This is a genomic window from Proteiniphilum acetatigenes DSM 18083 (genome assembly GCF_000380985.1).
Lineage (GTDB): Bacteria > Bacteroidota > Bacteroidia > Bacteroidales > Dysgonomonadaceae > Proteiniphilum > Proteiniphilum acetatigenes.
This window is the reverse complement of sequence record NZ_KB905692.1, coordinates 15,194-29,835: the sequence shown is the minus strand read 5'-3', so window position 1 is coordinate 29,835 and position 14,642 is coordinate 15,194. Positions and strand designations below refer to the sequence as shown.

The following is a 14,642-nucleotide window of genomic DNA, read 5'->3' as shown; positions in this document are numbered from 1 at the left end:
TGAAAGCTACAATGGTTATCTCATTCCACTTTATGTAATACTTCCGACCAGTCACTGATCCCTATGATCGGTTTGTATTGGTCGAAGACCTTGTCTTCCCATGGGGTATCGGCTGCCTGATAAAGATACCAAACTGGTTTTTTCCCGGCAGGATCTGTTTCATCGTCAGGATATTTACGAAGCCCGATGCGAAGTCCGAATTCACCGCGGGCATCCATCCAGTTGTGCCACTGGAAAGCATCGATACCATCAAGATGTTTCATCTTTTTCCAGGCATAGGCGAAACCGGCTGCCTGTTCGGCAAGATCTTGTTCGGAGTAGGAGCGTGAGTTTGTTCCGTTTTCCGACAACCAGACAGTTCTTTTCTGTGTGCCGAGATATTTATTTTGTGGTAGCTTAATCCATTTATCCAGCACTTCAAGGTTCTTGAAGGTGACCATCGGTGAATTCATTGTAAAGGTGGCCGTTTTGTCGTTCCACGTTTTTGGCTCGTTCAGGTCTTCCGGATAGGGATGATAGGCTAAACCCCATTGGAAATCGCCTTCAACTTCAGAGTAACGAAGTAGTCCGTTGAGAAGATCGAGCGTGGCGTAATCTCCGTCGACAGGCACCGGTTCAGCCCAGGAATGGGTGAATGATGCCAGCACTTCGCTATTTTCGTCGTATTTTCGCGCGATATTGTAGCATAAGCGCATTGATTTGTAATAAGCATTCAGAAAGACATGCAGCGGCCTATTACGTCCCATATTTGTCCATACATGCCCCGCATCCACTTCGTTGTGCATAATCCAGTGGTGGATGCGCCCATATTTGTTATCCTCCCTACCGTAACGACTGGCGAGGAAATCGAGTGCGGCAGCGTAGCAATGGACACTCTCTACGGATGTCATATTAGGCATGGTGTAAAAAGCATTCTCTCCTCCGAAGTTTTCATCCTGTAGTAGTTGTCCCACTTTGGGGTCAGCAGACTGGCTTGCAGGATTAACCAGGACGATTGCTGCCACGATGATATTATGCCTGAAGGCTTCAAGCATCGTGCGATCGAATCCCTCCACCGTAGTACTATCGAAATAGTAGGTCTTCCCACCATACTCATGGGCTATTGTATTCTCTCTTTCGTCGAAGTACATAAACCGGGTGAACCAGATATTGACAGTGATACTGGTCGCCGGAAAATCAACCAGGTCGGAGCTATATCCTCTTCGTATGTGATAACCTCCAATACCTTTTCTTCCGGCAAGTTTCCCTTTCGGTAAGTTTCGTTCCGGTTTAATATAATCAGCATAGCGTGCTGACGAAAGAAGTCTATCCCCTTTGGTTATTACCCACTTGGATAGCGCCTGGTCATAGAGGAATCCGTCGATATTCACATATCTCTCCAGTTCAATGGAAAATGGTGATTGAGTCAGTTCCACCTCTTCATACTGTTCCAGCGAAGTGATGTTTTCCCACGGTTTCACCGTGTGAAGTATTGCCTTTCCATCGTCGGAACGGTAGTTGCCCTCTATGCGAAGAGCGGAATCCAGTACCTCGACACGAGTGATGGAGGAGTGGTAATCATTGGATAAATAGTTTACAAATTTATCGTTGGCTTGTTGATCGAGCGCTTTGAAAGCCTCTTTCTCCTTAAAAAGATCATTCTCAGCTTCATTACGTTTACGGAAATAAATATTGCGAATAATTATTTCGATATTGTCCTGATCACCGAAATCTAACCGGATAAAACCTTTTTCCGAATTCCAGTTGAAGTTTTCAATGGATTCACCCAAGTCTACTGAATATACAGCTATTTCTTCCGTTGCTTCCAGTCCCGGGCCTTTCTGGCTGCCTGCTAAGTTAGACCCGAAGGAACCGGTTTCTTCGGAGAAAAAGAAAACCTCTAAAAAGTTGATCCCCTTTACTGAACTGTATTCAAAGGTCAATACTGTTTGGTCCTTAGCGAGTGGCTTCTTTAATTTCTCCAGGAAAATATAGGGATCGTGCCCTTTCGTCGTTATTTTATACTCATTCTCTTCCAGGGAATCTATTGTCAGATGGTGGGCAGTGGGCAGATCAAAACGCATGTATTCGGGACTCCCATTGTTACAACTTACTGCCAGTAAGCTTGCAAGTAATAATATGATGATGGGATATCTTGATTTCATAGTTATATGAGTTTTTTATATTATTTCCAGAAAAACAGGTGTTACTTTCCTAAATAAATCCTTGTAATATTGGCCTTGCCGGCATCTGAAAATGAAATTTTAATATCTTTCATAGCGCCCTGGTAATCGGGCACTGCGGATAAATCAATCCTATATTTATGAGGATGACCATCCGAAACAATGGTTTGTTTGACCGTTATTGCTGGTTTCGTTGGAAAGAGGAGTGCCTTCATCTCTTTCTCCTTTTCTACACTAAATTCCCCTTCACTCCAGTTCAGCCAGTCCGTAAAATCCGATTTACTGACCGGTCGGATTTCAACAACTAATTCCAGTTCCTTACCTCTTTCGGAGGTGAACGTACCTTCAATTTCCAGGAATGGAGATTCGGATGCTAGCCAGAATGCCAGAGGACTTATCAGTGTTGCGTTTTTTTCGAATTGTATATTTAATCCGCCTTCAATAGGGAATCCCGTATCTTTTATTTTACCTTGATAATACCAATTGCAGCGTGAGTTTTCAAAACTCCATTCGGAATTCGATCTGGTGGTCCGGTTTTCTTTCGCATATGACCGGATATCATCCAGGGTACCCAGAATGAATGATGTCTTATAAGTCCAACGAATGTTATGGTCAATAATCTGTCTCGCCACCGGTGCAATATGTCCTGTTTGTCCATCTTTTTCTCCGCCATATCCTTTGAACCCATCGTTGGGATGAAATCCTCCGTTGAAGTTCATTACTTCTGGTTGAAATACTCCTATTCCATACCCTTTGTCATCCAGTAATGCAGCCCAATTTTCAGGGGTATAAAAATGTACCCAGGGCCATCCTTTCTTATCGTTTTTGTCGACGATAACAGTTACAGGCTCATCGGTGAAAGGTTGATCTCCAAGATAGGCAACCAGTTTATACCAGGGACCGTTTGTGTAAACTGCCGGCATTTCCTGTCCGGCGGCGTGATACTGAGTTTTATCCTCCCTGTTGTTCACAAGGGTGGCCTCCATTGTGATCACATTACCTTCCAGCGTATAAAGGCTTTCAAACACGCATTCACCGGCAACACCTGTTTTATGGGGCCATTGCATCGGAATACTTCTGACAAAAATAGCATTATCTCCCCGTCTTTCATAGGAAATCACCTTTGAACGGTTACCTCCTGCATCTCCCGATTGAATGGGGTTCCATCCTAACCCTTCCCATTCAGGCGTAGGCCTTTCGCCATTTGGACCAATATATGGCCAGGGTCCGCTATAAAAGGACATCTGTATCTGTCGACCCCAGTCGAAACTGTTGATCATGTTCTCACCGCCGTTGGCCTTGTCGGAGAGATAAGTGATTGCACCTCCCAGGGTTATATCCACGCCGAGTTTTAGTCGCTCATTTTGAATGTACACCATAGATGTGTCTTTACTGGAAGGAATTGTATGAGGATGGGTTTGGGTGTTTCCACCGGTACATGCCATAAAGCCTCCTGGACATAAGTATATGAGCAATAAATGAAGGTACTTTCTATACATTTTCTCCGAATTAAGTGTAAATGAAAAATCAGAACTTCGAAGACTCACGTTATTGTATTAGGGATCAACGAAGTTCTGATATAAAATATTAGCTAAAGAGATTCTTACCAACCAGGATTCTGCCAGTCATCACCAGTGAGGGATTCTATTTTGGAAACCTCAGACTGGCTGATAGGAAACATCAGATATTTATCTGTATTGGTTCCACGTTCTTGCAGTTTTATCCTATTGTAGATATAATTATCTCCATCTTTTGTTATTCTCATACCTGTAACGAACTTGTCAGTCTCGTTGAGTATCTTCCATCTTCTTACATCAAAGAAGCGATGCTCTTCAAAAGCAAGTTCCACTTGACGCTCGTTACGATATCGAACCTGAAATTCTTCATTGGACAGTCCTGCTGGAAGAGGGGGCATTTCGGCACGCGCCCGGACAATATTTACAGCCTCTCTTGCAGAAAGTGCACCTACTCCGGTTGCTTTGCCCGGTACCGCTACATCAGGGCCACCTGCATTTGAAGCAGCCTCGGCAAAATTCAGATATAACTCGGCCAATCTGAAAATTTTCATGAGTCCGTCATTATCCACATTCACATTTGACCTGTAGTCATTGAACTTCCTCAAATAATAACCGGTGCGTGTAAATCGGGTCTGTGTGATATCATCGGAAATGCCGCAGTTACCTCCGACAAATGTTTCCACTGGGATTGGTGCAGGAGGAGGAGTGAAGGCTTCGATCTGAAAATCTTTGATCGTTATTTCATATCCGGCTCCGCCTGTGATATCAAATCGTAAAAAATGGTTTTGCGGTTCTGCTCCGCCATTTGCATTCATACCAAATCCAAACCTGGATATTGCTGAGGAAAGATCATATTCGAATCTCGTCCATTCGGAAGCTTGTTCAATCACGATGTTCTCTCCTGAAGAAACTCCTCCTTGTGGGCCGCCTGCCACACAGAAGAAAAACTCGGCGTTAGTCACTCTTATATTACTTTTGTATTGAAAGCTAATCACCTTTTTTTCGGCAGTGCCCAATGGTCTTCCAAGGGTGGTAGTATGGATCCATGGATCACTTCCGGTACTTCTCAGGGTGATTTCACCATTATTCTCTGAAACCGAGATATTATTTATTGTGGAAGTAAATCCTAAGGGAAAGATATCTTTCTCTACATTACCACTGGAAAGCGATCTGGGAGAATTATTGTAATATATGGAGGCATAAAATCGTGGATCCCTTCCTTCATAGGGATTGTTTGGATCATATCCGGATGCCGCATTGATAATGGGATTCAGATGATTAGCATCATTATATCCCAAGATCGGCATTTCTCCCGTAGCTTGCATTCCATACGCATCAACCAGCTCTTGTGAAGGGCCTGCGCCTGCTTTTTCAGCACCTCCGGTGATGGGTGTGCCTGCCCATTTCCATACATTCGTTCTGGCGCTGGTTGATTCGAAGATGGTCTCTTTATCTACAGAACGACTTGGATCGGAACGGAAAATGAAATAATAGGCGTAAGCATTCTGGGCTACATCCCCACCTGGTGTGACGTTGAATAACTCAAATCCGTGTGCCAGACATTGGTCCAATGCTTCTTTGGTGATTTCTGTGGCTTTTTCCCAGGTATATTTACTCCCTGATATGTACCATAACGGACTTGTAGCATATAGCGCTGCCTGCGATTTGACAGCATATGCAAAGGCGCGGGTAATGGTTCCCCTTTCATTGTCACTTATATTCCAGCGGAAACCTATATCTGATTTTCCACTTTCAGGGATCGCCAATGCAGCATCGCAATCGGCAATGATAAAGTCTACACATTCTTCGAAAGTAGCACGGCGATCATTGGAAAAATCATGAGTAACTTCATAGGGTGTACTTATGATCGGCACGCCTCCATACCTTTTTATCAACTGTAAATAATAAAATGCCCTTAATACGTGCACTTCACCAATCCATCCGTTTTTTTCGTCTTCGTCGATTGTTGCTGTAGCCATTTCAGGATCATTGATATTTGCCAGAAAGGAGTTGCATTTTCTGATCCCCTGGAAATAGTGGCCCCAGGAGTACGCTCCTGCTACAGGATTGTTGTTGGAAGAGGTGCGGTTATTATACCAGTCGAATACGGCACCGCTAACACCGTCACTCGCGTCATGCGCTTCGTCACTAAAAGAGGCAAGAGGAGTTCGCTGGTTCTGGTACATGAATCCAACCTGGGGGAAATATGAACGGCAGGAGCCGTAATAGTTTCTTGTACGATGATAGCTGTTGAATATATCTTTAAGCGTTAATCTGCCGTCTGAAGGCAAATCCAGATCAACACAAGAATTTATGCTAAAGAGACTGACAGCTATTATACATATTTTAATAATACTTTTCTTCATGATCTACAATATTAAAAGTTTGCACTAATGCCAATATTAAAAACCCGATAAGGCTGGAATGTAGCTATACTTCCAATTTCCGGATCGATGTGCCTGGATTTCATATTGTCTAGTGTGAACAAATTTTGAATGTTGAGTATAACTTTAATTCTTTCGGAACGAATCTTTTCCGATACCCGTTCAGGTAAAGAATATGCCAGCGTAACATTGCGTAAGCGCAGGTAAGAACGATCACTCAAAAAGAAATCATTGGCGACATGGTTTGTCGACGGTGACAGAGAGAGTGCAGGGAAACTGATCTCTTCGCCGGCTGCATACCGTTCGGGTGTCCAGGCATTCATATGGATGTCATTGAATATCCCTTTTCCTTGATTTTCATAAGCCCCGATACCGCTTAAGAATTGTGAACTTTTTCTTACACCATGAAAAAGGAATGAAAATTCCACGTTCTTCCATGCGAATCCTCCTGTCAAGCTATATTCCTGCTGAGGGATTCCGCTGTACCCCATAGGAGCTTTATCTTTCTCATCGATAATTCCATCATTGTTCAAATCTTTGTAGATAAAATCTCCGACTCGTGGTGTACCAAAAGAGTAACTGAGTTTTGAGTTGGCAAGTTCTTCGGCCGAATTGAACATCCCGTTGCCGTTGCTCCTGTCAATTTCGTATCCCCAAAGTTGTCCAATGGAGAAACCTTCGGTACGGTATGGATAAGCGTAATCATCTCCCAGTGGAGCCTCATTGATGTTAATCACTTTGTTTTTAGCCTGCATGAAGTTTGCCTGTGCAAAAACTGAGAAATCTTTTGAGAGATGTTTGTTGAACCCTAATGACACTTCAAATCCTTTATTTTCCATTTCACCTTCATTTAGTTTTGGAAAATATAAAAGAGGAACTCCCTGGTATTCAGGTACCCTGTAGCTGCTATTGATCAGCATATTATTTACATGATCGGAGAAATAATCAACATCGAGGGTAAACATGTTTAAGAATCCCAGATTGATTCCCACGTTCAACTTTTTGATTTTTTCAGCCTCCAGTCTCGGATTTCCGATTTCCAGTTCCGAACCATCCGCGCGGATATTATCCAGGTAAAGGAATCTTGCCCCGCCAAGCTGGTCATTACCACTGATACCATACGACGCCTTAAGCTTTAGTAAGGAGATCAATTGAGTCTGAAAAAAGTCTTCGTTGGAAGCGATCCAGGCGCCAGAGATAGCAGGCGTGAATGAATACCGGTGGTCGGGATGGAATTGTTCCGAACCGGAATATCCCATGTCTGCTTTTAAGAAATATCGATCCTTATACCCATATAGGGCGGAGAGTCCGAAGTTTTGCCGTTTATATGGCAATACATCACTGGAGGAGCCGGCCGATTCTTTTTCCTGCTTTAAATAATAGGTGTGAGCAGAAGCATTGATACTGTGGTCTCCAAAACGACGGTTATAATCCACACTCGCCAAAAAGTTCAGATAATAAAAGAATAAAGAACCTTTGCCGTAACTTAACGGTGTATTTTCGAATGTTTTATATTGAATGAAATTGTCTAAGGTAGAAAAATCATCCTCCCGTATAAGCCTTCTATAACTCTGATTAGTCCCTGTTTCGTTTCGCACATAGGTTTGATAGGCCATACTGCCACTGACAGAAAGCCCTTTGGTGAGGAAATCCAAATCGAACTTTAACCCTGCCTGGGCTATGATATTTGTCTCGATCACCGTACGATACCCGGACCGGTTCAATATACCATATACGGGATTATCCAACCCATCTACCGTTACTACCTGTTCGCTCATATCCGGATCATCTTCATTGATGGGTGAAAGCGGGCCGTACATTGTAGGGGGCTGCTGGAAAATATAGTTATATATAGTCCATCCCATATTTCCTCCTGCTAATATTTCCCGTTTTACATTTCCTGTCAACCTCATATAACCGGATATATAGTCGTTGAAATTTACATCCATGTTTGTGCGGAAGTTACCGATATTCACATTGGGTGTAGGATCATACTTTCTATTGGGTTCGTCTGTAATAATCAGGGGTTCATCCTGATGCACAAAACTTAAATTTGAATAGTAACGGAACTTATCCGTACCGCCTCCCACATTCACACCTACACGTTGCCTCATCACATAATCCTTGATAAACTGGTCGAACCAGTTGTTGTTCGGGTATCTGGGGTCATCGCCTGCTTCGAACAGACCGATTTCCTCCTCCGAAAATTGAGAATATTTACCCAATCCGTCCCGTTCTCCTGCCTCATTGCGTAGTCTTGCATATTGGGCGGAGTTGACAAATTGCGGACGCCTGGTCATTTGCTGAAATGAGTAGTCGGCATAACCCTCTACGTTCAATTTACCGCTATATCCTCTCTTTGTAGTGATGACGATCACCCCGGCTGATCCTTGAATACCGTATGCTGCTGTGGCAGATGCATCCTTTAATACCGATATGCTCTCTATTTCTTTGGGAGAAATAAACTCGATATACTGTGTAGGAGCAATTACGCCATCAATGATTACTAATGGGGTATATCCATTCACAGTAGAAATGCCCCGGATCGTTTTGGTGAAATTCCCGTATCCGAAGAAAGTCAGCTCGGCAATGTTATTTATAACCGTCAAACCGGGTAATCTCCCTTCATAGGTGTCGGACAGTACATTGGAAGGTGTCCTGTCCAATATCTCCCCTGAGACGGAAGAAACAGCTCCGGTAATCGACTCCTTATTATAGGAGTTATATCCGAAATTAACTTCTCCTCCCATGTTGTGCGGATCGAAAGCGAGTTGTATCTTTCCGTCATTTATCAATTGATCTACGGAAATACGGGTATTTTGATAACCGGTTGCCGAGACATGAATAAATTGACTCTCCATTTTGGAGGGTAATTGAAAAGTACCGTCTTTGGCTGTTCGTGATGTAAATTTACCATCTTCCGTCTTGATCAGTGCACCCTGAATCGGTTGGTTATATTCATTCACAATCCGATTCAGTTCATCATCTGTTCCCTGCGCGTATGAAGGCACGGCCATGAGTAAACAAATCATGTATAACGCTATGAATTTTATATTTTTCTCCATTTTATTCATCATTATTGAAGTTACCATCCTGGATTTTGCCATTTTTCTCCCGTAACAGCTTCAAGAGTTGCTGCTTCATTTAAAGGCAGCGGAAGCAATAAATCGCGGTTTTGCCATCCACCCCGCGGGTTGGTCGAGATATTCCGTCGGGTGTAGGTAAAACTACCATCACTTTGTTTAGTGATGACCATTGCTGTAAACCACTTGCTTGTCTCATTTAAATCGCCGTCTGGCTTTTGCCAGCGCCTGATATCGAAATAGCGTTGCTCTTCCCATGCCAACTCTACACGACGCTCATTGCGTATGCGTAAAATCAACTCTTGCTGAGATAAACCTGCCGGTAGATCGGGCATTCCTGAACGGCTACGTACTTCATTCGCTGCGGCCCTCGCTTCCTCTAAATGGTTGGCTTCCGCTGCTGCTTCGGCTAAATCCAATAAAGTTTCCCCCAGACGATAATATTTCCATCTTGAATTATTGACCTGTCTATTGCCGCTTGAGCCGGGTGTAACCATTTTGTTGTGGTAATATCCCGTCCTTGAGGAACTGCGGTTTGTTATATCGAAGCTGGGGGCATGTGCTCCGCCGGTAAATGTTTCAATAGTCACTTCTTTACTGTCGAATATGATCTTGCTGCCGTTATGAAGCACTGTTTCTCCAAGACGAGGATCTCGGTTGGCATAAGGATTGTTAGGATCATACATTGTATTCGAAGTATTGTAATTGGGCTGTAGGTGTTTTTCATCTAGATAGGGTTTGCTCAGGTCGAGCACCGGTTGCCCGTTTATTGTTTCAAAAGCATCGACCAGTTCCTGCGTCGGTGCGACCCCGCATTTGTAGGTATTGGCCATATTACTTCCAATATAACCAATATGCCAAACAAACACGTCACCTCCCCGTACCTGGAAAATAGTCTCTCTGTCGCGCGGCGTGGCGGAATAATCGGCGTTTTGAGTGACCAACTGCCGGAAGGCGGCAGCAGGCCCGTTCCCATATACATCAGGTTGTGTAGTTTTGGTGAATAATTCATAACCGTTCGCCTTTAATCTCGTAACAGCATCTTTGGCTGTAGCATAGGCCTCTTCCCAGTGGTCTTGATCTTCATTATGCAGAGGACTGGCAGCAAATAGTATTGCTTTCGTTTTCAGCGCTAAAGCCAATGCTTTGGTTACCCGCATGGCATCATTGCCATTGTCAATTCTCCACGGTAAATTGGGTTCTGCAAGGGCTGCATCGCAATCGGCAGCAATAAATTTTGCTACATCGTAGACTGATGACCGGGTCATGGTGGAAAAATCAGCATCGAAAGGCACAGTTGCTTCCAATACCGGTACTTTACCAAACCACTTGATCAACTCCATATAGAAAAATGCTCTTAATACACGGGCTTCCGCTTTGAAACGCCCTCTGTCGGTTTCCCTGTGCACGGCTGCTTCGTCTATTACTTCAATAAATTGGGTACATAAACGAATCTGTTGCCAGGAACGTGTCCAGTAATCCGTATTTCCTCCTCCATGTCCATCATGGGCATCCCTTATATGGTGGTAACTTGCTGAGTTATTATCAGCATAAAGACCACTGGAAGGTATACCTTGTGCTTCCTCTGAATTATATCCATCATCGCTTGCGGCTATCACTAAAGCGTCAAAAAACCAATAGCTATAACCTTTTTGGGGGATATTATTATAGCATCTGTTTAAAAGCCCCTCCACCTTATCCGGATCAGAAAGCACTTCATCCATCTGCATGTTTCCATCAGGAGCCATGTCAAGAGCATCAGTACAATTACTGAGACCCAGGATTAAAGGCAATATGATAAATATTAATTGTTGATATTTTTTCATACGATTAAAACTTTTATTTTTAAAGATATCATATGGAACTCGCTTTTAATCATGTTCACTGAAGTTAGTCGTTTTCTACGCTCAACATAGTCAAAACAAGTTTTTCCTCTGTATTCGCTTATCGAAAACGTTCTTGTGTGAGAACAGTTATCATGCTCGTTTCATATCTTATATTGTTATTTTGTTGATTAGAATGTAATGTTAAGTCCAAAATTTACCATCCTTGTCAAAGGATATACTAAGGTGGCAGGTTGTTCCGGATCTACAGTATCTATCGGCAACTTTTTGAAAGTAAGTAGATTATTTCCATTTGTATAGACTCTTATACTTTCAACGCCAATAGTTTTTAACCATTTATCCGGAATGTTATATCCCAATTCTATGGTTTTTAAACGTAGAAAAGAGCGATCCATGATAAATACATCATTGGGATTCTGGCTAACACCACTTGACATTCCCAGGGCAGGATAAAGAATTTTTTCCCCGTTCGCATATCTTTCGGCAGTCCAGGCGTGCTTATGCCATCCACTATAAAAACCGACCAATGCAAATTCTGTTGCTCCCCATCCGCTGGTATATCTGCTGGTTTGTCCTACACCCGTAAAAAGAAATGAAAAATCGACATTCTTATAATTGAGTGAACCCGATAACCCATAAGTAACACGTGGGACATTCGGATGTCCTATGGGTACCATATCGCGGTCATTGATAACTCCATCTTCATTTACGTCTACATACATAAAATCACCTAGGCGTGGAGTTCCACCAACTTCATATTTCGGTAGATTTTCTAATTCCTCTTGCGTGTTAATGTATCCGTTTCCATTACTGTAGTCTATCTTATATCCGAATGGTTGGCCAATACTAAATCCTGTAACACGGTTTCTATAGGCATAATCCTCTCCATACTGCACTTCATCGGCATAAATAACGGTGTTTTTATTGTATGCGTAGTTTACTTTCACTAAGAAAGAAAAGTCTTTATTGATTGTTTTCCTGTAGGTTAACTCAGCTTCATAACCTTTGTTATCCACTTCACCGATATTTACCCTGGGAATATTTCCCAGTGGCACACCTTGAAGTATAGGAATCGTATTACGTCTGATTAGAATTTTTTCGCGGTGTTCCTTAAAGAAGTCCACCGTCAGTGAAAGACTTTTCAGTAATTCCACGTCGATACCCGTATTGGTTTTCTGGGCTATTTCCCATTGGAGAGCCTCATTTCCCATTCTCCCTTGTACCACACTTTGCCCTCTTCCTAAACCGGGAAAGACACCGCCTTCCATATTGATGAAACTTTGATAGAGGAACCTTTCATTTCCCAATTTATCATTACCCGTCAATCCGTGTGAAAATCTTACTTTCAGGTTTGTGAGAAAGGGACTCTCCCTCAAAAACGCTTCATTACTAATGACCCAACCAGCTGAGACTGCGGGAAAAGAACCAAATCGATTTTTGGGGGCGAATTGCTCTGAGCCATTATGTCCGTAGTTGAATTCGGCCAGGTACCTGTTATCGTAATTATAGGTCACACGGCCTACAATACCTACTATATTGTAAGGTAAATCGGCGCCTTCTTTATCCCAGTTATCACGCTGATAAAGAAACATACCGGTAACGTTATGTTTCCCGAAAGTCCTGGCATAATTCAATGAGGCTTGGTAATTCATATAATAACGGGTTGACATACCTTTCGATAAACTAATGGCCGGGTCCGTGTTGGAGCGGATTGGGCTGTAACCACTGGTTTCATTGGCATTGCGGGCTACATGAAAAGCATAGGAGTCTAAATCACGAACCCCCTGAAATACGGTATTGGCATGACTGTCAAAGGCTATCATACCTTTGGCAGATAATCCTTTGGTAATAAAATCCAATCCCCAATCCAATGTCAGGGAAGAGTTCAGATTATTGGTCGTTTCCTGGCGATAACCCCTTCGGTTTATCTCTCCATAGGTATTTCTATCCTGTCCAGATTGTGCTACTATTTCATTTTCCGGCACACCATAACCCGGAGCGGTAGTAGGTCCGGGATCTGTCGGTGGCGTAGCCCATGTGTAAGCGATCATATTTTCCACCATTCCGGCCACACTCCCACCAAACAGAGCAATGGTTTGAGGTGTGTTCATTTTCTCAAGATAAGTGGCAATATTCAGCGACGCTTTTAAATTACTGGCGATGTTATAATCAATATTTCCACGAAAGTTATAGCGATCCATTTTATAGCTTGGGTCATAACCGAGGAAACTTTTCGGTTCAGTTTTAAAGTTACCTCCCTGACCGATATAACCTGCGTTGAGAAAATAGGTAAATCTGTCACCACCCCCATCGAAGTTTGCATTTACACGTGTTTGTGGCGCCCAATCTCTAAAATAATCATGATAAACATCCCGATCGGGATAGAATACACGGTCCTCACCACTACGATATTTATCGATCATGTACTGCGTAAACGGTAACTCATCCTCTGATGCTCCCGGATAGTCGTTCATATAAGCCTGGTTTCTTAGTTCTGCAAATTCCCATGAGTGTATACGGTCGGCTTTCGCCAGAAATTTCTGCATGCTTTGGTCGACTGAAATACTAAGTCTTGCTTTACCGGGCTGCCCTCGCCGGGTGGTCACTATCACAACACCATTGGCACCTCGCACCCCAAATACTGCAGTTGCTGATGCATCCTTAAGGATACTGATCGATTCAACTTCATTGGGGTCTATTTTACTTATATTGTCTCGTGGTACCCCGTCTATAAGGATAAGCGGGGAAGCGTCATTCAAGGTACCCAACCCACGAAGGTAAAGATTAACCGCATCACTTCCCGGCTGTCCGGAGGTCTGGATAGCTGTTAATCCGGGTAAGCGACCAGCCAGAGCAGCAGACAAGTTGGCCGATGAACTCTGTTTCAGATCTTTAGTGTCGACTGATGATATGGCTGCGGTAACAGATGCTTTCTTTTGTATGCCGTAACCAATCACCACTACTTCCTCCAGGAGCTCTGTGTCTTCGTGAAGTACGATGTCAATCGTGCTTCTGCCATTTACATCTATTACCTGGCTTTCCATACCCACATAAGATACTTCGATTTTTGCATTCGGCGGAATATTGGGGAGGATATACTTTCCGTCAAAATCGGTGATCGTACCTTTCTCACTTTCCCCAACAACCCTGAGGGTTACACCGATAAGAGGTTCATTCTTGGTGTCCGTTACGAATCCTGTAACGGTAATATTCTGTGCAAATATTCCGATGGAGTACATGCATAAAAAAAAGAACATGAGCCTTTTCCCAACATTTACTGGAATTGTCTTTTTCATTCTTTCATTTTTTAGATTAATTGATAATTAGAATTTGTTTTAAATTATTGCAATCGTCCGGTATTTTTGAAAACTATCTGTAATTATGAAATTATTTAAATGGTTGATAATCGTATTTTTTTGTTTGATTTCATTATAATATTTTATAAGATTCGGGTATGGAAATGTATCCTTGTTTTTATTTTATAAACAGAGAAAACAGATGGAATTTTACCACCTGCTTGTTTGGCGGTATTTTCAGAGAAGACAATACGGGTTTATCCCTTATCGGAATTATTTCCGGACAAGGGACATTTTTTAGTCGAAAGAAATAGAATTTTATTTTGTTAAATAGAGTTAACGGGGGGGGGTAAAAT

At 42.8% G+C, this 14,642-nt stretch carries 6 protein-coding genes; all 6 read right to left on the bottom strand.

Going from position 1 to position 14,642, the window contains the following annotated elements:
- Positions 1-20: 20 nt before the first annotated feature.
- The 6 genes from F597_RS19840 to F597_RS0100050 all read right to left on the bottom strand — a co-directional run bounded on the left by F597_RS19840 (position 21) and on the right by F597_RS0100050 (position 14,286).
- Positions 21-2,144 carry a DUF5722 domain-containing protein gene (locus F597_RS19840; protein WP_019537661.1) on the bottom strand — a complete coding sequence of 708 codons (2,124 nt, stop codon included), beginning with the start codon at positions 2,142-2,144 and terminating at the stop codon, positions 21-23.
- A 41-nt stretch (positions 2,145-2,185) separates the two neighbouring features.
- Positions 2,186-3,541: a hypothetical protein gene (locus tag F597_RS19835; protein ID WP_019537660.1), complete on the bottom strand. Its 1,356-nt coding sequence runs from the start codon at positions 3,539-3,541 to the stop codon at positions 2,186-2,188.
- A gap of 224 nt (positions 3,542-3,765) precedes the next feature.
- A complete protein-coding gene (locus F597_RS22765; protein WP_157278851.1) occupies positions 3,766-6,045 on the bottom strand; it encodes a RagB/SusD family nutrient uptake outer membrane protein in 2,280 nt (759 codons plus the stop codon).
- Between the two features lie 11 nt (positions 6,046-6,056).
- Positions 6,057-9,128 carry a SusC/RagA family TonB-linked outer membrane protein gene (locus F597_RS0100060; RefSeq protein ID WP_157278848.1) on the bottom strand — a complete coding sequence of 1,024 codons (3,072 nt, stop codon included), beginning with the start codon at positions 9,126-9,128 and terminating at the stop codon, positions 6,057-6,059.
- Between the two features lie 20 nt (positions 9,129-9,148).
- Positions 9,149-10,972 (bottom strand): RagB/SusD family nutrient uptake outer membrane protein, encoded by a 1,824-nt coding sequence (locus tag F597_RS0100055; protein ID WP_019537657.1) that lies wholly within the window; start codon positions 10,970-10,972, stop codon positions 9,149-9,151.
- Positions 10,973-11,160: 188 nt separating this feature from the next.
- Positions 11,161-14,286, bottom strand: a complete 3,126-nt coding sequence (locus F597_RS0100050) for a SusC/RagA family TonB-linked outer membrane protein (RefSeq protein WP_157278845.1) — start codon at positions 14,284-14,286, stop codon at positions 11,161-11,163.
- Positions 14,287-14,642: the final 356 nt, after the last annotated feature.